This is a genomic window from Pseudoalteromonas sp. NFXS39 (genome assembly GCF_040148775.1).
Lineage (GTDB): Bacteria > Pseudomonadota > Gammaproteobacteria > Enterobacterales > Alteromonadaceae > Pseudoalteromonas > Pseudoalteromonas apostichopi.
The window spans coordinates 318,561-343,401 of sequence record NZ_JAGDEC010000003.1; the positions used below are offsets into that span (position 1 = coordinate 318,561).

Consider the following 24,841-nt stretch of genomic DNA (forward strand, 5'->3'; position numbering starts at 1 on the left):
AAGCACGATGAAAGAAAACAACACTCGCCCTGCGATGCGTCGTATCGACACCATCCACTTTGTTGGTATTGGTGGCGCAGGTATGGGTGGTATTGCCGAAGTACTTGCTTTTGAAGGCTACCGCATCACAGGTTCAGACATTGCGCACAGTGCGATGACTGAGCGCTTAATTCAACTGGGTGCAGAAGTATTTATTGGTCATGACGAAAATAATGTAAAAGATGCCAGTGTTGTGGTGGTATCAAGTGCGATTAATGAGCAAAACCCTGAGATTAAAGCAGCCAAAGCGGCGCGTATTCCAATTGTTCGCCGTGCAGAAATGCTGGCTGAATTAATGCGTTTTCGCCACGGTATCGCAGTGGCAGGCACCCATGGTAAAACCACAACAACCAGTTTAATTGCCAGCATTTATGCACAAGCAGGCCTTGATCCAACCTTTATTATTGGTGGCTTGTTAAATAGTGCAGGGAGTAATGCCAAGGTAGGTAAAAGCGATTTTTTAATAGCTGAAGCTGATGAGAGTGATGCGTCATTCTTACATTTACAACCTATGGTATCGGTGATCACCAATGTAGAAGAAGATCACATGGACACCTATGGCGGTAGCTTAGAAAAAATGAAAGATACTTACGTCGATTTCATTCATAACTTACCGTTTTATGGTTTAGCTGTAGTGTGTATTGATTCTGAAGTTGCGGCAGAACTTATTCCTCGTTTTGGACGCCCTGTTATCACCTATGGTGAATCAGCAGAAGCTGATTATCGAATGGCTGATTTTAGCCAAACAGCGAATACTTGCTCATTCAATGTGGTGAATAAACAAGGTGAAAGCCTAGCAGTAACGCTTAATATGCCGGGCAAGCACAACGCGCTTAATGCAACGGCTGCAATTGCAGTTGCTAAAGATCAAAACATTGCTAACCATGCAATTTTAGAAGCGCTAACAAAATTTGAAGGGGTAGGCCGTCGTTTTCAGCATTACGGAACGTTTGAAAATGAACGTGGCAATGTCATGTTAGTTGATGATTATGGTCACCACCCATCAGAAGTGGCAGCGACAATTGCGGCGGTTCGTGAGGGATGGCCGGATAAACGTTTAGTGATGGTTTACCAGCCGCACCGTTATAGTCGTACTCGTGACTTGTACGAGGATTTTGTCAAAGTACTGGCTGACGTTGATCAGTTGTTATTGCTTGATGTGTATTCAGCAGGTGAAGAGCCAATTGTCGGTGCTGACAGCAAGAGTTTATGCCGTAGCTTACGACAGCGAGGTAAAGAGCCATTACATGTTGCTAGTAGCTCTGAGCTTGCCAGTGTACTTGCGAATACACTGCAAGATAATGATTTAGTTTTAACACAGGGCGCTGGTAACATAGGCCAGTTAGTGAAAAAGTTAGCAGCAACTAAGTTGTCTATTGAACAACTAAAGCAGGTAAATGTATGAGCCAGTTAAGCGACAAATTTGGCAAAGTAGCGGTACTTTTTGGTGGCACATCTGCCGAACGAGAAGTTTCTCTAAAATCAGGCCAAGCCGTATTGAGCGCTTTGCAAAGTGTGGGTGTTAATGCCATTGCTTTTGATCCTAAAGATCAGCCGTTATGGCAATTAAAAGAGTTAAAAATTGAACGTGTATTTATTGCTCTTCATGGCCGCGGTGGTGAAGATGGCACTATTCAGGGCGCTCTAGAATTTATGGGGATCCCCTATACCGGTAGTGATGTTCTTGGCTCAGCGCTTGCGATGGATAAGGTGCGTTGTAAGCATTTATTTAAAGCAATGGGGTTGAGCACAGCACCCTATGCTGTAGTTGATAGCCGCCATGAATTTGATAGCCAAGCGATTATCAATGAATTTGGCAAAGTGATGGTAAAACCGTCACATGAAGGTTCAAGTATTGGTATGGCAGAAGCAAATAACGCAGAGCAACTAGATACTGCACTTAATGCCGCATTTAAGTTTGATAGCCAAGTACTGGTGGAACAGTGGATCTCAGGCCGTGAATTTACCGTTGCTGTGCTTGGACAGGATGTTCAACCTGTCATTGAGATGACGACGCCAAATGGCTTTTATGACTATCAAGCTAAGTATCAATCAAATACAACTCAGTACCATTGCCCTGCAGATTTATCTGTGCAAGAAACTGAATTATTGCAAGATATGGCATTAAAAGCGTTTGATTTAGTCGGTGCAAGTGGTTGGGGCCGTGTTGATGCAATGCGTGATCAGCAAGGTAACTTTTACTTATTAGAAGTAAATACGGTACCTGGCATGACAGAAAAGTCTTTAGTACCAATGGCGGCAAAAGCGAATGGTTCAAGCTTTGAGCAATTAGTTGTTCGCATTTTGGAGCAAACACTTTAATATGCATTCTTTTTTAGAAAAAGTGCAACAATTAAAACAGCAGTTAAACTGGTCGCTGATTTTTGGTGTGAGCTTTTTTCTATTGGTGATTTTTGCATTAGTAAAAATCACCACAGGCGTCTCAGATTGGTTGGTAGAGAACAAAGACGCGCAAATAAAGCATTTATCAGTTTTAGGGCAGCCCCAATACACTGATGAAAAAGCAATTATTGGTGCAATAAGAAAAGCCGACTTATCGAGTTTTTTTGAATTAGACGTAAAACATGTGCAACGCTTAGTACAAAGCTTGCCTTGGGTTGCTACGGCATCGGTCAGAAAACAATGGCCTGATACCTTGCAGGTATATGTAGTAGAGCACCAAGCTGTAGCGCACTGGAATAGTGATTTACTGTTAAATCAAGCTGGTGAAGTGTTTCAAGCAAGTAGTGACAAATTACCCACTAGCTTGCCTCAACTATATGGCCCAGAAGGCAGTGAAATCGAAGCGTGGACAGCATTTCGTCAATTTCAAGAAATGCTAAAATTGAATAACTTAGAGCTGACCAGTTTAGCGCTTTCTGAGCGCTTTTCGTGGCAGTTATGGCTTGATAACGGCATTCGCCTGAACTTAGGCCGCAAAGAAAAAGCAAAGCGTGTACAGCGTTTTATTGACGTGTATCCGCGCATGGAACAACGTGCAGATGCACAAATCGATGTTGTTGATTTACGGTATGATACCGGCCTTGCAGTGAGCTGGAAGCCATTGCAAGAAGAACAATTAGAAAATAAGAGTAAGGCATGACCAAGTCAGCAGAAAGAAACCTAGTGATTGGATTAGACGTTGGCACATCGAAAGTTGTGGCCACCGTTGGTGAAATCACCGCAGATAATAAACTAAGCATTGTGGGTGTTGGCAGCCAAGTATCGCATGGTATGGATAAAGGTGGCGTTAACGACCTTAACCTTGTTTCTGAGTCGATTCGTCGCGCTATAGACGAAGCTGAGTTGATGGCTGATTGTCGTATCAGCTCTGTTTATTTGGGTATTTCTGGAAAACATATCCAGTGCCAAAACGAAAGCGGTGTCGTTGCGATTAACAACACTGAAGTGACTGACGAAGATATTGAAAATGTGATCCACATTGCTCGTTCGGTCCCTATTTCGGCAGAACGAAAAATGCTGCATGCACTGCCACAAGAGTACAGCATCGATATGCAAGAAGGGATTAAAAACCCATTAGGTATGAGCGGTGTACGTATGGAAGCTCGGGCGCATATCATTACTTGCTCAAACGATATGGCTAAGAATATCGAAAAATGTGTTGAGCGTTGTGGGCTTGAAGTTGATCAGTTGATCTTCACGGCATTGGCATCATGTTATTCAGTATTAACCGACGATGAAAAAGAGCTCGGTGTAGCTGTTCTAGATATTGGTGGTGGTACGATGGATATCACTATTTATATTAATGGTGCGCTTCGCCACTCAGCCGTTATTCCGGTAGCTGGTAACCAAGTGACTGGTGATATTGCAAAAATATTTAGAACTCCTATATCACATGCTGAGTCACTCAAAGTACAATATGCGTGTGCAAGTAGCCAAATGGCAAGCAACGAAGATACGATTGAAGTACCGAGTGTAGGTGGCAGACCTGCGCGTATTATGTCGCGCCATACCTTATCTGAGGTTGTTGAGCCACGTTTTAGAGAGTTATTTGAGCTGGCTATGGAAGAAATACGTCGCTCAGGTTTTGAAGACCAAATTGCTGCAGGTCTCGTCATTACTGGCGGAACAGCAAAAATGGCTGGGGCAATGGAAGTGGCAGAAGACATTTTCCAAATGCCAGTCAGAATTGGCAAGCCGATCGGGATGGTTGGTTTGACAGATTATGTAGATGATCCTTCGTACGCGACCGCGGTTGGTTTGTTACAATACGGCCGTACTATGCAATCGATGAATGCACAAAAATCGAAAGCTGAAGGTGATAATAATTGGTGGAACCGTATTACTAAATGGTTCCAAGGTGAGTTTTAAAACTCAAGTCGGAGAGTAAACATGTTTGATATGATGGAACAGCACAGCGAAGAAGCTGTCATTAAAGTAATTGGCGTGGGCGGTGGCGGCGGTAACGCTGTTGAGCACATGGTAAAACAACAAATTGAAGGCGTACGTTTCATTGCCGCGAATACGGATGCACAAGCATTACGTAATTCATCAGCTGATGTAACTGTACAGCTAGGTACACAAATCACCTCTGGTCTAGGTGCGGGTGCTAACCCAGAAGTGGGCCGTAATTCAGCTGAAGAAGACGCTGAAACTATCCGTGCCAGCCTTGAAGGCGCTGACATGGTGTTCATCGCAGCTGGTATGGGTGGTGGTACCGGTACAGGTGCTGCGCCAGTGGTTGCTAAAATTGCTAAAGAGTTAGGCATTTTAACGGTTGCAGTTGTAACGCGCCCGTTTGACTTTGAAGGTAAAAAGCGTGCTGCAGCTGCTGAACAAGGCATTAATGAATTGTCAGAAACTGTAGATTCACTTATTACAATTCCTAACAACAAATTGCTTAAAGTTTTAGGCAAAGGCACTACACTATTAGATGCCTTCGCAAAAGCGAATGACGTTTTATTTGGTGCGGTACAAGGTATTGCAGAGCTAATCACCCGTTCTGGTCTAATCAACGTGGATTTCGCCGACGTACGTACTGTTATGTCAGCGATGGGGACTGCGATGATGGGTACAGCATCTGCGTCTGGTCCTGACCGAGCACAAGAAGCGGCAGAAGCAGCTATCTCAAGCCCACTACTTGAAGATGTCGATTTAACAGGTGCTAAAGGTATCCTAGTTAATATCACTGCAGGTATGGATATTGCGATTGAAGAATTTGAAATTGTTGGTAACCACGTTAAAGCACTTGCGTCAGAAAACGCAACAGTGGTTGTAGGTGCGGTAATTGACCCTGAAATGAGCGACGAGTTACGTGTAACGGTTGTTGCAACAGGTTTAGGCGGCGACCGTCGTCCACAGTTTGGTATTGTTGATAATGGCTTTAAGAAAGCATCAGGTTCTGATGTACAAAGCTCAATGAACCAAACAACGAGCAGCATGTATGTACCAAGCTTTGCAAGTCAAGGTAGCAGCGATGATGTAAGCATGTCATCTGCGTCTGAAAAGCAAGAGCCAGTACAACAAAGTACAACGAGCAGCTCAGTATCTAGCAGCACTGAGAGCAGCAAAAAATCTGATAAGTCAGAAGGGGGAGATTATTTCGATATCCCTGCTTTTCTTAGAAAGCAAGCTGACTAAATAGACTTTTACTGGTTATTTTGTTCGATAAATAAACAAATTGGCAGCTGGATGTATTTATGATACAATTCGCCGTCTAACTGTAACTATAAGTGAGCGAACCTATGATTAAACAGCGTACGATTGCAGAAGTAGTCAAAGCCATAGGAATTGGACTTCATAAAGGTGAGAAGGTCACTATTACTCTCCGACCTGCGAGCGCAAATACTGGGATAGTATTTCGTCGCGTAGACCTTGATCCGGTTGTTGATTTTGAAACAACACCAGAAGCCGTTGGTGATACGCAACTGTGTACCTGTTTAACAAACAAAGATGGCGTTCGTTTATCTACGACTGAGCACCTTATTGCGGCGGTAGCGGCAATGGGTATTGATAATCTAATTGTTGAATTAGACAGCTCAGAAGTACCAATCATGGATGGTAGTGCATTACCATTCATCTATTTGTTACAAAAAGGCGGCATTAAAGAAGTAAATGCAGCTAAGCGCTTTATTCGTATTAAAGAAAAAGTACGTATTGAAGAAGGCGATAAATGGGCTGAGATCGAACCATACGATGGTTTCCACATCGATTTTGAAATTGCGTTTGATCACCCAGCAATCAATGAAAGCCGCCAACGTATCGGTTTAGATATCACGGCACAAAGCTTCACTGAAGAAATCAGCCGCGCACGTACTTTCGGCTTTATGAAAGATATCGAGTATATGCACGCTAACAACCTAGCATTAGGTGGTAGCATGGATAACGCAGTTGTATTGGATGAGTTTAAAGTACTAAATCCAAACGGCTTACGTTATAGCGATGAGTTTGTGAAACACAAGATCTTAGACTGTGTGGGCGATATGTTTATGACTGGCCACAACATTCTAGGTAAAATCACGGCTTATAAATCAGGCCATGATTTAAACAATAAACTACTTCGTAAAATTATGGCGACTGAGTCAGCATGGGAATGGGCAACATTCGATACCCCAGTAACGATGCCAGCACCAGGCCTAGAAGTAGCGACAGCTTAATCGCAAGCATATTACAGTTATAAAAAATGACGCTTTAAGCGTCATTTTTTTTGCCAATCATTTATCTAGAACTATAAGCCAAGAATCGCTTCAAGCTCGACCAACTGATTGATTTGATAGGTTGGTTTAATATCTTCTGGTAACTCAACCCCAGGATGTTGCAACCAGCAAGTGTCGATACCGACATTGTGTCCGCCTAAAATATCGCTGGCGGCGGTATCACCAACCATTAAAATCTGCTCTTTTGGCGGATTACCCATGAGTTGAAATGTATGTTGAAAAATTTCTGGGGCAGGCTTTGCTTTACCGACTAATTCTGAAATAACAAGCCAATCGAACATATCCTGTAGACCAGTGTGCTCTAGGCGTTTTTGTTGTAACTTAGCAAACCCATTGGTAATGATGCCTAGCTTGGCGTGTGGTTTTAATTTTGTTAGTAATTCAATGGCACCGGGTAGTGGCACACAAATAGAAGCCATAGCGTCTAAGAAGCCATCGTTCAGTGCTTTTGCTGGCACATCGAGTTTATTCGCCCATTCTGTAAAGCGAGTTATCTGCAGCTCACTAGCAGTAATTTCGTGCTTTTGATAAGCAACCCAAAGCGGCTTATTGGTTGCTTGGTAATGATGATAATCTGAATCAGTAAATTCTACGCCGTAATTAGCGAACATCACTTTTAAACCTTCAAATGCATTAAAGCTAAATAGCGTTTCATCGGCATCGAATAATACGTGGCTATACTTCATGGTTATCCTAATTACTGATTGAATAGAGTAGGGTGTAAAAATGGCGCCATTGCCAGTGTCAGCGCTTGTACATAAGTGCTTTCACGCGTAGCAAGGTGATTGGTTAGTAAGCCAATAGCGCCACCTTGTTGTTTAATATTAACGGTATTGAATGCATCATCCATGACATCACCTAGTTCTTTACCAGCTAGCAAGGCATCGTAAAAAGGTTGCGGTAACGGCAGGTTACTACTGCGACCAACGCTAAATTGTTGCGTGTTTGCAATCACCACAAAGGCAAAGGTTGCTGCGCCATAACTAAATTGTTCTGCGCCACCTTCCATTGCTGCATAAAAGTCGGCATCAAAGTGGTTTTGGCAATATTTAACACGGTTTTCAGCGCCAATACGGGTTTCGTCTTCGCCTAGCGGCTGATCTGGAACACCAGAAGGCGCATGTTCGCCTAGGCATTCAATCGTATGGTTTGGAAAGTAAAGACTAAAGACATGTTTAGCTGCGTTAATTTTAACAGGGTTCTTTGAACCGACAATAACACGTAATGTTTGTTTCAAGCCGACGACTCCATTATTTTCGACAGAGTCAGCAGTGTACCCGAGTGAGTTAAATCGGCAAGTCAACCGGGGCTAAATTTTCAAGTGCGCGCTTTTTCAAAATAATATCTTTAATTAACGGCGTTAAAACGAGCTCCATTGCTAAGCCCATTTTGCCTCCAGGCACCACAAGCGTATTAATACGAGACATAAAACTGCCTTCAATCATGCTCAAGTAGTAGGGAAAATCCACGTCATCTATGCCGCGAAAGCGGATAACAACAAAGCTTTCATCTAAAGAAGGAATATCTTTTGCGCTGAATGGGTTTGAGGTATCAACGGTAGGCACTCGCTGGAAGTTAATATGAGTACGCGAAAACTGCGGAGTAATATGGTTTATGTAGTCGTCCATTGAACGCACAATAGAGCCCATTACCGCTTCACGAGAGTGGCCTCGTTCAGAGGTGTCGCGAATGAGCTTTTGGATCCACTCAAGGTTAATAATAGGCACCATGCCAATCAATAAATCAACATGCTTAGCAACATCATGATTTTCATCGACAGCACCACCATGTAGACCTTCATAGAATAAGATATCTGTATTTGATTCTAAATCTTGCCAAGGGGTAAAGGTGCCCGGTAGTTGGTTATAAGGAACCGCTTCGTCGAAAGTATGTAAGTAGCGTCTGATTTTACCTTGTCCGGTTTCGCCATATTGGTAAAAAAGCTCCTCAAGGGCGCCAAAATCGTTAGCTTCTCGGCCAAAGTAGCTAATATGCTTGCCTTCTTGCTGTGCTTCACGGACTTTTTTATCCATTTCTGGACGTGTATAACGATGAAAGCTATCGCCTTCGATGAAGGCTGCATCAATGCTTAAGCTTCTAAAAATGTGCTTAATCGCATTGGTGGTTGTGGTAGTCCCCGCCCCAGATGAACCGGTAATAGCGATGATAGGGTGTTTAGCTGACATAATTATTCTCGTTATTGTTGATACCAGTCGGCTTAAATTGTTAACCATTCTAGCGTGTTAAATGGTCAGTTACTTAGCTCGATTGGTATTATCGTGCATAAAATCAATCAGTAGAAACTGATAAAAAACGAACACGTCCTAGTTATAAAGGTCGAGCATGGTAAGGTCAAGTGACTGGCGGATTAATTAACGCTATCATGGGCTGATAAAAATTAAAACGAGAGAACAACATGAAATTGATTTCGTCTTTACTTTTCGTCGCAGCAGGGACATTTTTAACTAGTCACGCACATGCAGCGATGCCTAAAAGCGAAATATTACTCGCTGATTTAGACACCCCATATGGTATGCAGGTGTCGCGAGTAACAGATGATAAAGCTTATAATAATCAACCATTTTTAGTTGATACAGGGCTTTACTATACCCATGAGGTTGTTGACGAAAATGGCCAGTCACAAACCGATATTGCGTTTTATAACTTTACATCTAAGAGCAGCGTGAATATCACCAACACGCCTGTCAGTGAATACTCGCCTACGCTGATGCCAAATCAGCAAGCCTTGTCGGCAATCGTGGTCGAAGCAGATGGCAAGCAAAAGTTATGGCAGTATCCATTAGCAGAAGAATCTGTTGCTAGCCGAGTTTTTGAATGGATTGAGCCGGTTGGCTACCACGCTTGGGGCGCTGATGAAGACCTGATCATGTTCATCTTAGGTGAGCCGCATACGTTGCAATACACTCGTGTTGCAGCTGCTAAACCGCGTGTCATTGCCGGTGATATTGGCCGTACTTTAATTTTTGATGAACACACAAACAGTTATTTGTTTAGTTATAACAAAAACAACCAGCATTGGGTTGCACGCTTTGCGCCGCAAACTGAGGAAGTTAATGACTTATTTAGATTACCGAAGTCGGTGCAAGACTTTGCTTTAATTGACAAAGACACTGTAGCCTATGCGGTTAATAACCGAGTTCATAAGCGCAGTTTGACAGAGCCTGAAGTAGTATCACAGTGGCTCGATTTAAGACGCTTTTGTGAAGGTTCAATCTCGCGTTTAAATTACAAACAGAGCAAGCTGGCATTTGTATGTAATAAATGAGTAACGGTTTCAGCCTGATTGCTGTACTGTGGCTAAACTATCCACGTTATATGTAAGGAACGCCTTTGTCTTTTTCTGCCGAGCAAGTGAGTGTACAGCTGGTAAAAGCGGGCTGCCGCAGTAATTTTAAAATTAAGAATATTAACGAATTTATGCCAGCTAGCTCAAAAGAGGCATTTTATGTTCATGAGCAAAGTGGCCAAGCAAAAATCGTTATTAGACCTATTTTTGAAGTATTCAGTGCTGATTTCGAGTCAATAGAGGGCATTACGCGTATCAAAGACTACTTTCACAGTAGTGAAATGACCCGTTTTCCGACGCGCATTTATAAAAGTGCACAGCCCATTCATTATGGTATTGCATTTAAAGTCACCTCACCTGAAGCGGCTGAGCAATTTATAACTAAGTTAACTGCTATTTTAGCGCAATAGAAAAGGGCCACATTGTGGCCCTTTTCGTATTTGCTTTAATTAGCGTTTAAGGAAGCTATTCACCGAGTTTAGCTCACGGTTTTTCAGTGCAATACAATCATTGACGCTTTCTTCAAGCTTACTAAGAGAGCGAGCATAACCTGGTACTTCAGTGATTTTATCGTTGAAGAAGGTTTTGGTTTTCTCTAGGCTTTTCGCATCGCAGCTTGCGGTTGTGAAGAATGGTAAGTTTGGAACAAAGAACGGCGGTAAGTTCTTAGTGATCGCATCGTAATTGTTGTAAATCCACTCAATAAACAGTGCTTCACGCTCTTTACCATAGCCTAACCCACCTAATAACGTACGCATATCAGAGGCTGTTACGTTATCTGTTAAGCTGTACTCTAGAACCGCTTTTTGTAACTCAGGTTTACCAAAGTAACCCATCGCTGCCAGCATCTTAGTACGCACTTGAGGATCTTTGGTGGTTTTAAAGGTTTGCTTGTACTTTTCAAGTAACTTGGCATCACCATGGTAAGCCGCAAGGTTTAAGTAAGTTGATGCTAAATATGGGTCAACATTTTCAGGGTTGCTTAAGTACAACGCCGCTTGCGCTTTTGCTGTATCAATCACTTTTTGATCTTGGCCATCAAAACCTAAACGGGCAATAACTTGCGCACGTAATTGCGATACCGCAGCGTCTTCACCTACTTTTGCTGTTAAGCCATACTGCTTCGCCGCAGGTGCAATGCTGTTACGGATAAACTTAGGCCATAGGTCACGGTTGCTGTCGTCTTCGAATACGCGTTTTTGAGCAGCAAGGTAACCTAATGCTGTGTTTGCCACTAATGGGTGAGCATCACTCACAAAAGCTTCTAAAGTTTGCATTAAGTGAGCCGCAGAGATAACACCTGCATCAAGTAATGAATCAACTGCAGAAAGTAGCGCTAAGCGCTCACGCACCGTTAGCTTGTCAGCAGCATTCTCTAATAGAGCATTAAACTGTGAGTCATTTAACACCCAACGGTAATAACCCATAGCCCCTTGATCTGGGTAAATCCACTCAGGTTCAAAGTCGAGAGTCAGTTGCTGTGTTTCTTTATTCAGCAGTACACTTGCGGTTTTAACTTTGTCGCCCGCACCATACTTAATAGAAACCGGAACATTCCAAAGCTGTGCAGGTGCATCAACGCCAGCATTTACAAAGCGGCTTTGGCTGATATTAATTTTCTTACCATCTTGCGTTACTTTAATAAGAGGGAAAGATGATTGTTCGATAAACGATTTCAGAACACTTGCTACATCTTTATTAGACGCTTCGCCTAATGCTTGCCAAAGATCGGCTGCTTCTGCATTTTTATAAGAGAATTTCTTCAAATAAGCACGAATACCCTGTTGGAATGCCTCTTCGCCTATCCAGTTTTCAACCATAGATAACACCGCGCTGCCTTTACTGTAAGCAAGGCCTAAGCCATCCATGATATCTGCTTCGGTTTTGATGGGCTTACGAATAGGCTTAGTACTTAAACGCGCGTCTAATGCCATTACATAATTTTGTGGTAAGTCTAAGTGTGATTCAAACTCTGGGTTGATTTGCGCAGTGATCTTCGCTGCCATCCAGCTTGCGAACGCTTCGTTTAACCATAAGTCATTCCACCATTTCATGGTAACTAGGTTACCGTACCATTGGTGCGCTAATTCATGGGCAATGATTGATACATTACGCTCTTTTTTACTGCGCGTTGCTGTTGCTAGATCTACCAGTAAAATGTCTTCACGGTAAGTAACTAGACCAGCATTTTCCATCGCGCCAAATGGGAATTCTGGCACTGCCACTGAGTCTAGTTTTTTGTAAACGTAAGGAATGCCAAAATAATCTTCCAGTGCTTTTAACACTCGAGGCATATTTTCTTTTGCGTAGTCAGCAAGATGAATTTTACCTTGTGGAGTCAGAACACGGCCAGGAATTGGCATGCCTTTAATTTCGAGCTCTTCAAATGGGCCGACAGCCATTGCTACTAAGTAAGAAGGAATCGGTGGTGTTTTGTCGAAAAAGTGCGTTGTCATATCGCCATCAACTTTGGTTTTTAATACCGGTGTATTGGCATACACTTTTTGTGATGTTGGCGCAGTGATTGTTAGTTGAAATGGAATTTTATAACTTGGCTCATCAAAAACAGGGAATGCGCGACGAGCATCACTCATTTCAAATTGTGTGAAAAGATAAGGCGTACCTTGATCTAGAGTTTTATATAAACCAACACTTTGACGGTTGTAAGGTGCTGTAAAATCAACTTTTAATGTGTATTTCCCAGGTTGAATTTTTTCATCACAAGAAAATTTAACTTTACCTGTTTTTAGCATTTCAGCGCTTAGGTCACAGTTTTCTGCACCTAAAATTTTTGCCATGCTAACGGCATAATCAATACCGTTTAATTCGATATAATTTGTCGCTTTTAGAACTTCTAGGGCAATTTCGGTATGACCAGAAAAATTGTCCTTTGCAGGATCAAGCGTAAGTGCTACTTGTTGTGAACTAGGCTTGGCAAGCTTTTCGATAACATATTCATTGGCATGGGCAGAGCTAACAGCAAGTGCAACACTCACCGTTAATAGGCTTTTTAAGAACATAAGTATCCCTGATTTTTTGTTGTTAGAAAGGCACCTGCTATGAGGGGCGAATCACCATGCTATCAGGTTTTAATTTGAACAGTAATAAATAGTTAGTAACAAAGTTTGTCAGCTAATTATGGCGGTCGATGAAACGTTGCCAATGCAGTTGTGGGTTTATTTGTCGCACATTTTGTAGCACGGTATTTAATAACTGCATATCAATAAAGCGTTGCTCATTGTAATCTTTAAAACCAAGTAAGTAGTTAAAGGCGTCTTTACAGTTGGCTTGCAGTGCGTGAATGCGAACTTGTTGTTCAAAGTTAAGTCGTAAGCTACTAATCGCAGTTTTCATACCTTGTTGATCAACACTGGGAATAGCGCATTTTTGTAAATAACCAGCGCGTTCACCTTCACCAGAAAACCAAATACGCACTTTTTCGCTATAGCGACCTGATTTAGCAGGTAAATCAAACATCAGCCGTTGCTGGTTTTGTTCGCTTAAATAGCTTAAGTATTGGTTAAGTCCTGCATCGAGTAATGCATTGTGGATAGGCACATAGCGGGGCTTTATCTTGCCATGAGTATGAAAATCAAAGCAGCGGACACCATCTAGGGTGACAATATTATCAAGGGTTAAATGGCCAATTTCATCACTGTATGCACCGGTGTAGTAGGCAAATAAAGGAAGCCAAAAGTGCCAGTGCTTAGCTTGTTCACGCACCAAACGCTGATCACCGTAAATGTAACCATTATATAGGGTATGTAATTCCATAGCCGAAAAGGGCCTACGGCCAAGATGGGACTTCAACCTAATACCTTGATAATAAAGATGTGTCGAAGAGTATACCTGATATACCCAAACCTCCTCAAGATGCGAGTTTCAGTTGGAATTAAAAGCGATTTAGGCAAGGCATTGATTGCAAGTAATAGTGGTTCTATTGTTAAAATCAATAACGCAGTATAAATCGCTTTTAAACCAACCCTTCGGGCGCTTCACAGGCACTTACTCTCATCGTTGTTACTTTTTAAAAGGGACTGCCATTGTTGCAAAGTAACGCCTTGATATTAAGCACCTGTGAAACGCTGAATTCTGCATCTTGAGGAGGTTTGGGTATAAGTATCAAGTTTCCAGCTTAACGACACTGCTATAAAAGTAGCAGTGTCGTTGTAAGACTAAGGATTGCTATTAATCACAAAGCGCTTTAGCTAGGCCAACCGGTTCGATTTCAACGCAAACTTGATCATCGTTCCAGTTTAAACCCACAAGTGCATCATCTTCGTTAAGGTCTTCAACCCACTCATCAAGAAATTCGTCTAGGCCAATTTCAACGGGCGTATAGTCTTGCCACTCGTCTTTACATTGTGCTTTTGCAGCATCTTCAGTGCCCCAAAGTAATAGCACATCTGTGTCGCTAAATTGGTTTGATTCACAGACAACAAAACCACCATCTTCGGCACCCAGTGCCCACATAGATTCGTTCAAACGAACTTTTTCTACAAAGCTAACTAATTCTGATTCAATTTCGATATCGCTCATTTGCGTAACCCTTATCTTTATATTCGTGGATCTGTTTGTTGTACCGCCGCTTTATCGGCGAATTTATGATAAAAATCAACTAAGTTTTTTAGTTGGCTAAAATCAGTTAATTCACGGAAGCGGATCCAATCTAGCAAGCAGTATAAACTGATGTTGAGGTATTCACAGCTTTTAAATACTGGCTCTGATAAATGACTATTTAAATAGGCTAATGTTTCAACAATTCGTTCATTCTGTAAATTAAAAAATAGTTTGTCGCTGTTGGTATCAAACCCTGAACGCTGACAAAGTAAAATTTCTACCAGTGAATCATTGCAGGCATTGATAATGGTTAAATAGTTCTCTTGCTGCCAGCTAAGTAACGGCTGATCAGCTTTCTCGAGCAAGTAGCGAATAATTGAGTTGGAATCACATAAGGTAAAATCATGGTCGATTAATACAGGAATTTTTCTGGCAGGGTTGTGGGCAATCATGGTTTGTCTGTCTTGCTCAGAGAAAATATCCAAATTAATAAAATCAATAGGTAGGTTATTAAGTGCCGCCCAAATTCGAATACGGCGCACAAAAGGTGATGTGGTCGAGCCTAGTAATTGCATGATGGTATCCTTTGCAAAAAAAAGCCGCTGTGAAGCGGCTTTTTGAAATCAATTTGTAAATTAGTCAGTACGGCTTGTTACTTCGAGAAGGTGATAACCAAACTGGGTTTGCACTGGACCTTGTACTTGGTTAATTGGTGCAGAGAATACGACTTTGTCGAATTCAGGAACCATCATGCCAGGGCCAAACTCACCTAATGCACCGCCATCTTGACCTGATGGGCAATTAGAATGAGCACGAGCAAGTTCTGCAAAGTCAGCTCCTTGCTCAATTTGCTGTTTTAAATCTAAACAGTGAGCTTCACTGTCTACGAGAATGTGTCTTGCACTGGCTACTGCCATAACATCTCCTAATGTGTGTTTTAGTATTAAATTACTAGTTTAGTTCAATATTTACCGAACGAAAAATTAAATTTATTTTGCAGTCAGCTCAGCTTCAATTGCATCGCGTAAAGTCTGCGATTGTGGCTTGGTTTTACTGTTAAAGCGCTGCACTGTCTTACGATCTGCAGACACTAAGTATTTGTAAAAGTTCCAGTTAGGTGAGCTTGTAACTTCGTTTAAATGTTTGAATATGGGGTTTGCATCACTTCCGCGAACGGCACTGGTAGCCAACATATTAAAAGTCACCCCATAATTGATGAAACATACTTTTGCAGTGTCTTTTTCATCGTCTTCTTCTTGGAAAAAGTCATCAGATGGAAAACCCAATACAACTAAGCCCTGGTCTTTGTATTCCTTATGGAGAGCTTCTAAGCCTTCAAATTGACCTGTAAAGCCACAATTACTTGCGGTATTGACGATTAAAAGTGGTTTGTTTTTGAATTCGCAAAAATTAATAGACTCTTTCGAACGCAATTTCCTCATCGTAACATTGGTGAAATCATCACATTGGCTGCTTGCTTTAGGCGCTTCTGCGGCTTCAGTGGTTTGTGCTGCAAGGTTTGTTGTTATTAGGCCTGCTGCAAGTAACAAGGCATATTTATACATAGTTATTTCCCGCTAGTTATTTGTGTTGAATATACGCTAATATGCGGCAAAGTGATCATTTAATTTCAGCTATTTATGACGATTCGAAAAGCAACACAAAACGATTTAACTGACATAGTCGCTATTTATAACGAGACCATTCCTGGGCGTATGGTAACCGCAGATACAGAAGAGGTATCGGTTGCAGACAAACAAGCTTGGTTTGAAAGTCACACAGAAAAAAGACCGATCTTTGTTTTTGAGCAACAAGGTAAAGTGCTCGCTTGGTTAAGCTATAAGTCTTTTTATGGCCGCCCAGCCTATGATGGTACTGTTGAAATTAGCATTTATATCACACAACAAGCTCAAGGGCAGGGGCTTGGAAAACAATTGCTTACATTTTCAGAACACCATGCAAAAACGCTCGGCATTAAGGTTTTGTTGGCCTTTATTTTTAGTCATAATCTACCAAGCATAAATCTGTTTAATCGTTTTAATTACAAGGTCTGGGGAGAACTTCCTGAGATTGCGATTATGGATAATAAAGCATACAGCCTGACAATTTTAGGTAAGCGTTTAGACAGTTAATTCGTTAAAAGCTAATAAAAAATGCGGTACAAATTGTGACCCATTGCGATTTTAGGCTACGCTAAAATAGGTATTTATTATTAAGCGAGTCTAGTCTACTGTGCGAAGAATTTTAATTGTTGATAGCAATAGTGTTTTAGCAATGCGGGTCAAGGTTCTACTTGAGCTCATTGGTTGTAGGGTTGAGCTATTACATTTTGCAATGGTCGATGATGCTGTTTTAGAGCAAGACTTTGATCTTGTGGCTGCGTCTCATGGTGTGCCAACCACAGTTATTAAAACGCTAATGGGGGTATTCTCACAAGAGCACTTCTTGCTGTTAGCGCCTAAAGCGCAGCGTAGTGATTTACTTGAACATTTTAGTGAAGTAAATCGCTTGTTACCTAATGCTGTGGTGATTTACCCCTTTTTTGCAAATAAAGAAATTAGCTCTTTATTAGAGGGGGTGCTTGAGTTAGAAAGTAACAATATTCTTCAACTTCCTACAGTACTTCTTGTTGACCATAGCGCAGAACGTTTGGCTCAAGTTGCCCTAAATCTAAAAGGGGCACATATTAAAACTTACACCGCAGATAACACAGCATCAGCTCTGGATGTTTTTAAAGAGCACAATATTGATTTACTCATCAGCGATTTTACTTTTCCTAATGGTACAGGCCTTGAGCTCTTTAATAAGCTCAAAACACATCAGCCAAATAGTCGTTGCTTGCTTTATACCTCAAAGCCTGACCAAGTCTCAATGGTAGCGGCTATTCGCCAAGGGGTGGAAGATGTTCTTATTAAGCCGGTTGATGATAATAGTTTATTGCAATCAGTACATAAACTTTGGCAAACCGAATTATTAAGACGCCACAACACTGAATTAGTTGAGCGTTTGCAAAATACCGTTGATGCACTCATTGAAAAAGACAGTTTACTTCGGGTCATTTTTAAACATACCCCAGATGCCATTATTTTATTTGAACGCGGTGGTAAGGTTATAGAAACTAACGACGCCTGTGAGCAGCTTTTTGAAAAACCGTTAAAAGAGTTTGAGAATTGCTCGGTATTTGAGTTTTTTGATGTTGCTTCAACTGAGCGAATTAAAGATAAGATCGCGACTTTAAATAAGAACCGTCAGTTTAGTTGTGACTTGCGACTACTCAAGAAAAACGGCAGCGAGGTGCCTTTAGTTGGCTCGTTTAACGAAATTGATCATCATGGTGAAATAGCATTAGCGGTGATCTTTAAAAATGTAACGCACCTTAAAGAGAAAGAAGATTTACTCGTTGAAGCTAAAGACTTACTTGAAGAAGAGGTTAAAGCACGTACCGCACAGCTAGAGCATGCTAAAAATGTGGCAGAAGCAGCAAGCCATAGTAAATCTGAGTTTTTGGCTAATATGTCTCATGAGCTAAGAACACCGATGCATTCTATTTTAAGCTTTGCTCGGTTTGGGCTTGATAAGGTTGCCAACGATGATTTAAGTAAAGACAAGTTAAACAAATACCTATCGAGAATTGAGCAAAGTGGTGAGCGATTATTGTCGCTTCTAAATAACTTGCTCGATCTATCGAAACTTGATGTCGGGAAATTCCCGTTCAATCCGCAAAAGCATAACTTAAGCAATATTATAAAAACTAGTATTGATGATGTGTCAGGCACAGCCCTTGAAAGAAATATAGCAATTCGGCCGATAGGTTTTGAACAAGGTATTGTGCTTGATTGCGACGAAGAACAAGTGAACCAAATTATGCGTAACTTGATAGGTAATGCACTGAAATTTAGTGAACCGAATAGTGAAATTGATATTAGTTTAGCGGTCAATGAGCAGATGGCCGAAATCGCTGTTATTGACCGAGGAATAGGTATTCCTGAACAAGAGCTCGAAAAGATTTTTGCTAAGTTTGAGCAAAGCAGTAAAACCAACAGTGGTGCGGGAGGCACCGGGCTTGGATTAGCTATTTGTCGTGAATTTGTAGCCTTACATCAAGGCACTATTTCGGCAAGTAACAATGAGTACGGGGGCGCCACTATTTTGGTGCGGTTACCCTTAGAAATAGACTTGCCGCAACACTTGGCAAACGAGCAGCAATCTATATCGATCAATTAATAAAAGGGAAGAGATAATTATGGCCTTGAAACGTATTTTAGCGGTAGATGATGAACCATTTAATTTAGAGATAATTGAAGAGATCTTAGAGGATCTTGAATTTGAGTTGAAAATGGTTAATAGCGGCCCTGAATGTTTAGAAGTCGTAGAGAAGTTCGACCCACAAGTGATTTTACTTGATGTGAGTATGCCACAAATGAGTGGTTATGACGTATGCCGTAAGCTGAAAGAAAACCCCAATACGCAAAAAATTATTGTGATGTTTGTCTCAGCCAGAGGCACTGTTGAGGAGCGCATGGAAGGCTACTCCGTCGGAGCAGAAGACTACATTGTGAAGCCATTTAGCCATAATGAGCTCAAGCTTAAGCTACAGCATTTAAATCAAGTGCTGATTGAAAAAGAATCGCTAGAACAGCAAGTTGAAGATGCGACTTCAACTGCATTTAATGCTATGGCAAATAGCAGCGAAATGGGTCAAATTGTTAACTATATAGAGCATATAGGCTCGATTGATAATGAACAAGAACTCGGTAGAGCCTTTTTAAATTGCCTAAGCGCATTTGAGTTGCAAAGTAACGTTGAGTTTCGGTTACATAATGAAATATTACATTTTTCGGTGTCGGGTGTGTGTTCGCCAATTGTGATCGAGCTGTTTGAAATGCTGAAAAGTAAAGGGCGTTTGCATGAGTTCTCAAATCGGATTTTAGTTAACTATGAAATGATTAGTTTGCTTATCTTGAACATGCCGGAGCAAGATCCAGATAAACACGGTCGAATTCGAGATCATATTTGCTTTTTAGTGAGTGTTACTGAGCAGCAGCTTAAAGCGATTATTACAAAAAAAGAGCTCCTTGAGCAGCAACAACAATTGAATGATGCCGTGAGTAAGGTGCATAGTAAATTTACGGGCTTGATTGAGCTTTTAAACGAAAACCGTATCAATAACGAAGCGATTTTTAAGCAGCTTCAAGAAGATTTAGAGCAACGTATACCGACTATGGGCTTAGATGAAGATCAGGAGGTGTTTATCTACCAAAAGGTCGACGAAACCATTCAAAACTCAGTGGCCCGTGAAGAGTCGGTTAAAGGCGTAAAAGCGGCTTTTAAAGAGATTGAGAATGACCTATCGCAATTATTAAAACGATAGAGTAAAGCTAGCTATCAAGCATCTCTTGGCAGACCTTTTTCAACAATACGAATTAAGCGCGCAGTTTTACGAAGCTTTAACTGGAGCTTATTTTTTTGTTGAGCAAGTGCCCACTCGATATGCTCTGCGACTAAAGGCGTGGCTGTTGTTAATCTTTGCTCTAAAGCCTCGATTATTTGCTCGTGGTAATCAGCGTTACCCAGTCCTACTGCCAGATTTCTTAACCAACGCTCGTGGCCAATCCGGCGAATAGGGCTGCCTTCGGTATTTTTAAGAAAGGTTGCTTCATCCCATGCAAATAAAGTCAGTAAGTCTTGATCTTTAAGCTGCTTTCTTGGGTGAAAGTCAGCTTCATCGGTGAGCTGACCATAGCGATTCCATGGGCACACTAACTGGCAGTCATCACAGCCATAGACGCGATTACCTAATAGTGGGCGATACTCTTCTGGAATAGCGCCTTGCAACTCAATAGTAAGATAAGAGATACATTTACGGGCATCAACTACATAAGGCTCGACAATTGCACCAGTTGGGCACAGTGTCATACAGGCAACACATTTACCGCAACCTTCAAAACTATTTTCTTCATCAATAGGCAGCGGTATATCAACAAACAGCTCACCTAAAAAAAACCAAGATCCCGCTTCTTTATTGATTAATAAACTATGTTTTCCACGCCAACCTAAGCCTGCTTTTTCGGCCAGTTGCCTTTCAAGTACAGGGGCAGAGTCAACAAAAGGACGAAAACCGAGCTGGCCAACTTGCTGCTCTATTTGCTGGCCTAACTTTTTCAAACGGTTACGAATTAACTTGTGATAATCACGACCTAATGCATAGCGACTGATGTACGCTTTGTCGGTTTGTTTAAGGTTTTTAGCAAAACTCGCATCAGGCGGCAGGTAGTTCATTTTTACTGAGATGACTCGCTGCGTGCCAGGGACCAGCTCTGCAGGGCGCGCTCGCTTCATACCATGGGCTGCCATGTATTCCATCTCACCGTGATAGCCTAAATCTAACCAGCGTTGTAGCTGAGCTTCGTGCTTAGTTAGGTCAATATCAGTGATCCCGACTTCTGCAAAGCCAAGGTCTTTACCCCATTGCTTTATTTGCAGTGCGAGTTGTTCATAATCAATAGCGGGTGTTGTCACGGTCAATAAAAAAGTAGCCAAGAAGCGGCTACTTTAACATAGTTTGAGGTAGGCCCTGAACAATAATCACTTATTGCAGGGTAATTCTATCGTCAGTAATAACAGCGATTAGTAATCCGTACTCGACGTCGTTTTCAGTAAAAGCACGCGATAATCCACCTTTACTGTTTTGTCTCAAAGTGTTGTTGCTGATCAAATCATCTAGGCTCTGACTAATGGCATCTGTATTATTACTTTGCAGGATAATGCCGCATAGTTGATTTGAACACTGCATATCATAAACATTAATGTTTGCGTGCTGTTCCTGATATTTCATTGCTTAATCGTAAACCAACTCTCTAATTTGCGCTTTGTTGGCATCAGTTAAGCCATTTGCTAATTCAGCAACATAATCTTGAATTTGTGCAAATCCCATTTCATTTAATGGCTGTGTATTAAACACTTTTTGACCGCTTTCTTTGTCTGTTACGAGTTCATCAAATGAGCTTAGTGCATTGATAGAGGTTTCTGTGTTGGCAAAAGCATCGTTAGAACTTAGTGAGTCTGTTTCTTGTGTTGAATGCGGGTTTATTTTTGCTTGAACTGTTGATGATTCAGTAGCAAGGGATGTGGTTTCTTCTGCTGTTACTACAGCCGAAACACTGTATATAGTGTTATCCTCAAGCAGGTTAACAACTTTATAAGTAATAAAAAGCGTGCATAGCGTGAGCACTGCAAAGAAAACATTTTTCATTTAAATTCCCTTTTTATGTTTTCTTATACAGTACTGTAACTAAATGAATTAAGTCAATTTTTACACAAAGCGTTTTAATTGCTCTTGGGTTTGTTGGCTTAGTTTGTGCGACTGCTGGCAATCCGCGAGTGATTCATCAATTTGTTGTTTCGCTTGCTCGCCTAAAGCAACTATTTGCTCAACCGTTTGATGAGTGTGGGTTTGGGTTTGCTCTAATAAGTGCACTGCGCTAACAATTTGCTGCAGTTGTTGTTGATTTTGCTCAAATTCACCAAGCATATTAGTAAAACCTGTAGAGGTATTACTAATAGCGGTTTCAGCTTCACTCGAATGGCTAATTAATTGCTCAGATTCTTTATTTGTTTCGCTTACCAGACTATTCATTTGATTAATAAAGTCACTGATCTGGCGGGTTGCGTCGTTCACTTTGACAGATAGCGATCTGACTTCATCGGCAACCACAGCAAAACCACGGCCGGCTTCACCAGCTCGTGCTGCTTCAATTGCAGCATTGAGAGCAAGCAAATTGGTTTGATCCGAAAACTCTTCAACCATTTTTAAAATGGCACGAATGTTCTCGCTGTTTTCTTTAAGGCCAGACACTGTTGCTGAGAAGTTACCCAAAATTTGGCTAATCATCGCGACCTTTTTAACTAATGCCGATAACTCAGTGGCTGAGTGCTTTACAAAGTTTAAGTGCTCACTATTAACATGGTGCACGCTATCAGTGTTCGCTGAGATATTCTCAAGGCTTGAAGTTATTTGGTTACTCGAATCAGTAATGGTTTGACTGAATTTTATTTGCTGGTGGCTCATTTCTGCGGTTTGCTGCATTGAATGAGTCATCTTTGAACTACTATCTGCACTGGCTTGTGCACTTTGATAAGTAGTTGCTAATAGGTTTGCTAAATGAACTGTAAAGGTATTGTACTGTTCACTTAAATCACGAAATTCATCGTAGGTAAAATGCGGTAACTTGGCAGATAAATCGGCATCATGGCGGTTGATTTGCTCAAGTGTATCGCGCATTGCTTGCACTGGGCGCACAATTAAAAAGCGCATGTAGAAAATAGTAAAAATAAAGCTCGCGATGATAACAAAGGTCATTAACCAAAATAGTCCCATGCCAGCTTGTTGCTCTGAAAGACTGCTATAAAGCCAGATCAAAGTAATGGCTTGAAACGCAAACACAAAACCTAAATTACCGACAATTTTACGTGTAAGAGTGTAAAAGAAAGTTTGTTCGATAAAATTGTAAATGCGCATATAGCTACTCATTAAGGTGTTGTGTTGATTCATTTTGGCGTAATTTTTTATTATTCAATGTCACATAATTCAACAGTATAGCTTAGTTTTGTTGAGTTACAGTGACTGCAGTGTCATTTGTGTATGACACGGGAAATTAGTAAAAATACCATCTACGCCATACTCTAGCATTAATTCGATATCTTCCACTTTATCGACCGTGTAAGCATAAACTTGAAGGCCGCGTTGTTTTGCATCAGCAACAAACTCATGGTTTATAAAGTTTTTATCTACATGAATGCTATAGGCATGCAGTTTTTGCGCAAACTCGCTGTAATTAATTGGAATAGAAGCGGTGAGTGCGCCAATCTTTACCCAAGGCAGTTTTTGCTTGAGCCACATTAGTTGGTGATGATCGAATGAAGAGACTAACAGGTTATCTCTAGATATCTTTCCTGCACTGACATTTGACTCAATAAGCTCAACAAATTTATCTAGCGAAAAAGTATGTTTAAGCTCTAAATTAAGTAAAGTTTTATCACCAACCCAATCGATTGCCTGTTGTAAAGTGGGCACGCACTCGCCATTGCCTGCATCGTATTGTTGAATTTGCTCTTTTGAGCAGGCGTTTACTTTACCGCGACCAGAGGTTGTACGATCAAGCCAAGTGTCGTGAATAATCATGTAATCATCAAGGCAGCTTTGCACATCAATTTCGATGCCATCTACTGCTAAATCAACAGCTGCGATAATGGCGCTTTGAGTATTTTCTGGATAGGTACCACTGGCACCTCTGTGAGCGAATACTTTCATCATTGCTTATACCTACGAGTCACTGACCATGTTTCATAAAAAGCGGCACTAATTATTAATGCGCCACCAATAAGAGTGCTAATTGAAGGTTGCTCATGCAAAATTAAAAAAGCGAAAAACGTACCGTATAAAGGCTGCAAACACGATATCAAACCGGCGGTTGAGGCTGATAAGTTTTTTAGGCTTGCTGCAAACAGTGAATGCGGTGCTGCTGTAAAAATAACCCCTACGGTAATTAATAGCAGCCAATTTATTGTATCAACTTGTAATGGCGGTACTTCGACAAAGGCGCACAGCATAATGCAGGCGATCCAGGTTTGATAAAGCATGGTTTGTGGGCCACCATATTGACTAAAATAACGCTTGTGAACGATATTCCTAAAAGCAAAAAAGAACGCTGATAATATACCAATTGCAATTCCTAAGGTTACATCATTGCCTAAGCTGGCATCAGGAATAAGTAAATAAATACCCAGCATCACCACCAAGGCACTAAAAATATCTTTGAGCTGCGGTTTGCTGCCATGAAAAAAAGGCTCTAAAAATACCGTGATAACAGGGTAAGTAAAAAAGGCAATCATACCGACAGCAATACCTGCCAATTGCATGCCTGCAAAGTAGGTGAGCCAATGAATTCCGACAGTTACACCAAGTAATAAGGCTATAAGATAATCACGACGAGAGTGAAGCTTGATGGCTTTCTTTTGCAATGCGAGTAAGACCAGTAGCGCACAGCCTGCAATTGCTGTTCGGTAAACGGTAATATCTAATGCACTCAGGCTAACCAGCTTGGCGAATAATGCAGTACCACCAAATAGGAGTACTGCAATGTGTAAGTACATTAGGCTTTGTTTGTGCGCCTGCATTACAAACCTTATTATTGTTGTTATTAACTCTCTTTTTAACGGTAATCCTTTACTTTGTAAACTCCCCAAATGGGCTAATCCA

General features: G+C 41.3%; 26 protein-coding genes. 11 read left to right on the forward strand and 15 right to left on the reverse strand.

All coding sequences use genetic code 11. From position 1 onward, the window contains the following. The first annotated feature begins 7 nt into the window (after window positions 1-7). From murC to lpxC, 6 genes are all read left to right on the forward strand, one after another. Window positions 8-1,444: a UDP-N-acetylmuramate--L-alanine ligase gene (murC, locus tag J3455_RS07600; protein ID WP_502935091.1), complete on the forward strand. Its 1,437-nt coding sequence runs from the start codon at window positions 8-10 to the stop codon at window positions 1,442-1,444. Further along, window positions 1,441-2,361: a D-alanine--D-alanine ligase gene (locus tag J3455_RS07605; RefSeq protein ID WP_250661228.1), complete on the forward strand. Its 921-nt coding sequence runs from the start codon at window positions 1,441-1,443 to the stop codon at window positions 2,359-2,361. Before murC ends, J3455_RS07605 begins: the two co-directional genes overlap by 4 nt. 1 nt (window position 2,362) lies before the next feature. Beyond that, window positions 2,363-3,142: a cell division protein FtsQ/DivIB gene (locus tag J3455_RS07610; protein ID WP_130050553.1), complete on the forward strand. Its 780-nt coding sequence runs from the start codon at window positions 2,363-2,365 to the stop codon at window positions 3,140-3,142. Beyond that, window positions 3,139-4,371 (forward strand): cell division protein FtsA, encoded by a 1,233-nt coding sequence (gene ftsA / locus J3455_RS07615; RefSeq protein WP_130050554.1) that lies wholly within the window; start codon window positions 3,139-3,141, stop codon window positions 4,369-4,371. The genes J3455_RS07610 and ftsA overlap by 4 nt, the downstream gene beginning before the upstream one ends. A 21-nt stretch (window positions 4,372-4,392) precedes the next feature. Then, entirely contained in the window at window positions 4,393-5,640 is a 1,248-nt protein-coding gene (gene ftsZ, locus J3455_RS07620) for a cell division protein FtsZ (RefSeq protein WP_054561045.1), read from the forward strand. 104 nt (window positions 5,641-5,744) lie between these two features. Further along, entirely contained in the window at window positions 5,745-6,656 is a 912-nt protein-coding gene (gene lpxC, locus J3455_RS07625) for a UDP-3-O-acyl-N-acetylglucosamine deacetylase (RefSeq protein ID WP_036971181.1), read from the forward strand. A gap of 71 nt (window positions 6,657-6,727) precedes the next feature. Here the strand turns inward: lpxC and yjjG are convergent, their stop codons facing one another. Genes yjjG through J3455_RS07640 form a run of 3 tightly spaced genes read right to left on the reverse strand, consistent with a single transcriptional unit; the run spans window position 6,728 to window position 8,902 of the window. Then, window positions 6,728-7,402: a pyrimidine 5'-nucleotidase gene (gene yjjG / locus J3455_RS07630; RefSeq protein WP_349561464.1), complete on the reverse strand. Its 675-nt coding sequence runs from the start codon at window positions 7,400-7,402 to the stop codon at window positions 6,728-6,730. Window positions 7,403-7,413: 11 nt separating this feature from the next. Beyond that, on the reverse strand, window positions 7,414-7,953 hold the full coding sequence (gene yjjX, locus J3455_RS07635) for an inosine/xanthosine triphosphatase (RefSeq protein WP_130050557.1): 540 nt from the start codon (window positions 7,951-7,953) through the stop codon (window positions 7,414-7,416). Window positions 7,954-8,002: 49 nt separating this feature from the next. Next, on the reverse strand, window positions 8,003-8,902 hold the full coding sequence (locus J3455_RS07640) for a phosphoribulokinase (protein ID WP_054561042.1): 900 nt from the start codon (window positions 8,900-8,902) through the stop codon (window positions 8,003-8,005). A gap of 230 nt (window positions 8,903-9,132) precedes the next feature. Between J3455_RS07640 and J3455_RS07645 the strand changes: the two genes are divergently transcribed. Next, window positions 9,133-10,002 carry a hypothetical protein gene (locus tag J3455_RS07645; RefSeq protein WP_349561465.1) on the forward strand — a complete coding sequence of 290 codons (870 nt, stop codon included), beginning with the start codon at window positions 9,133-9,135 and terminating at the stop codon, window positions 10,000-10,002. 65 nt (window positions 10,003-10,067) lie between these two features. Next, window positions 10,068-10,433 carry a hypothetical protein gene (locus J3455_RS07650; protein ID WP_130050559.1) on the forward strand — a complete coding sequence of 122 codons (366 nt, stop codon included), beginning with the start codon at window positions 10,068-10,070 and terminating at the stop codon, window positions 10,431-10,433. A 39-nt stretch (window positions 10,434-10,472) separates the two neighbouring features. Here the strand turns inward: J3455_RS07650 and J3455_RS07655 are convergent, their stop codons facing one another. The 6 genes from J3455_RS07655 to J3455_RS07680 all read right to left on the reverse strand — a co-directional run bounded on the left by J3455_RS07655 (window position 10,473) and on the right by J3455_RS07680 (window position 16,148). After that, complete coding sequence (locus J3455_RS07655; protein ID WP_349561466.1) at window positions 10,473-13,043, reverse strand: M1 family metallopeptidase; 2,571 nt, start codon at window positions 13,041-13,043, stop codon at window positions 10,473-10,475. Window positions 13,044-13,155: 112 nt separating this feature from the next. Continuing rightward, on the reverse strand, window positions 13,156-13,833 hold the full coding sequence (locus J3455_RS07660; protein WP_130050561.1) for a site-specific integrase: 678 nt from the start codon (window positions 13,831-13,833) through the stop codon (window positions 13,156-13,158). 378 nt (window positions 13,834-14,211) lie between these two features. Continuing rightward, window positions 14,212-14,562 carry a DUF2750 domain-containing protein gene (locus J3455_RS07665; protein ID WP_054552718.1) on the reverse strand — a complete coding sequence of 117 codons (351 nt, stop codon included), beginning with the start codon at window positions 14,560-14,562 and terminating at the stop codon, window positions 14,212-14,214. 17 nt (window positions 14,563-14,579) lie between these two features. After that, the gene (locus J3455_RS07670; RefSeq protein ID WP_130050562.1) at window positions 14,580-15,158 is read right to left on the reverse strand and encodes a glutathione S-transferase family protein; all 579 of its coding nucleotides are present in this window, start codon (window positions 15,156-15,158) and stop codon (window positions 14,580-14,582) included. 60 nt (window positions 15,159-15,218) lie between these two features. Then, window positions 15,219-15,500: a peptidylprolyl isomerase gene (locus J3455_RS07675; RefSeq protein ID WP_054552716.1), complete on the reverse strand. Its 282-nt coding sequence runs from the start codon at window positions 15,498-15,500 to the stop codon at window positions 15,219-15,221. A 72-nt stretch (window positions 15,501-15,572) separates the two neighbouring features. After that, window positions 15,573-16,148, reverse strand: a complete 576-nt coding sequence (locus J3455_RS07680; RefSeq protein ID WP_130050563.1) for a glutathione peroxidase — start codon at window positions 16,146-16,148, stop codon at window positions 15,573-15,575. 75 nt (window positions 16,149-16,223) lie between these two features. On the opposite strand from J3455_RS07680, the gene J3455_RS07685 reads away from it, so the two are divergent. From J3455_RS07685 to J3455_RS07695, 3 genes are all read left to right on the forward strand, one after another. After that, window positions 16,224-16,715 carry a GNAT family N-acetyltransferase gene (locus J3455_RS07685; protein ID WP_167658671.1) on the forward strand — a complete coding sequence of 164 codons (492 nt, stop codon included), beginning with the start codon at window positions 16,224-16,226 and terminating at the stop codon, window positions 16,713-16,715. A gap of 142 nt (window positions 16,716-16,857) precedes the next feature. Further along, on the forward strand, window positions 16,858-18,807 hold the full coding sequence (locus tag J3455_RS07690; protein WP_167658688.1) for a hybrid sensor histidine kinase/response regulator: 1,950 nt from the start codon (window positions 16,858-16,860) through the stop codon (window positions 18,805-18,807). Window positions 18,808-18,826: 19 nt separating this feature from the next. Then, window positions 18,827-19,954, forward strand: coding sequence for a response regulator (locus tag J3455_RS07695; protein ID WP_178927420.1), 1,128 nt, complete (start codon window positions 18,827-18,829; stop codon window positions 19,952-19,954). 14 nt (window positions 19,955-19,968) lie between these two features. On the opposite strand, the gene queG is transcribed toward J3455_RS07695, so the two are convergent. From queG to J3455_RS07725, 6 genes are all read right to left on the reverse strand, one after another. Further along, a complete protein-coding gene (queG, locus tag J3455_RS07700) occupies window positions 19,969-21,102 on the reverse strand; it encodes a tRNA epoxyqueuosine(34) reductase QueG (protein ID WP_349561538.1) in 1,134 nt (377 codons plus the stop codon). Window positions 21,103-21,172: 70 nt separating this feature from the next. Next, window positions 21,173-21,418, reverse strand: a complete 246-nt coding sequence (locus tag J3455_RS07705) for a hypothetical protein (RefSeq protein WP_349561467.1) — start codon at window positions 21,416-21,418, stop codon at window positions 21,173-21,175. A 3-nt stretch (window positions 21,419-21,421) separates the two neighbouring features. Then, entirely contained in the window at window positions 21,422-21,835 is a 414-nt protein-coding gene (locus J3455_RS07710) for a hypothetical protein (protein ID WP_349561469.1), read from the reverse strand. Between the two features lie 60 nt (window positions 21,836-21,895). Beyond that, the gene (locus J3455_RS07715) at window positions 21,896-23,113 is read right to left on the reverse strand and encodes a methyl-accepting chemotaxis protein (protein WP_349561540.1); all 1,218 of its coding nucleotides are present in this window, start codon (window positions 23,111-23,113) and stop codon (window positions 21,896-21,898) included. Between the two features lie 84 nt (window positions 23,114-23,197). Further along, complete coding sequence (locus J3455_RS07720; protein ID WP_138598853.1) at window positions 23,198-23,896, reverse strand: glycerophosphodiester phosphodiesterase; 699 nt, start codon at window positions 23,894-23,896, stop codon at window positions 23,198-23,200. Then, entirely contained in the window at window positions 23,893-24,759 is an 867-nt protein-coding gene (locus J3455_RS07725) for a DMT family transporter (protein WP_349561471.1), read from the reverse strand. Before J3455_RS07725 ends, J3455_RS07720 begins: the two co-directional genes overlap by 4 nt. Window positions 24,760-24,841 lie beyond the last annotated feature (82 nt).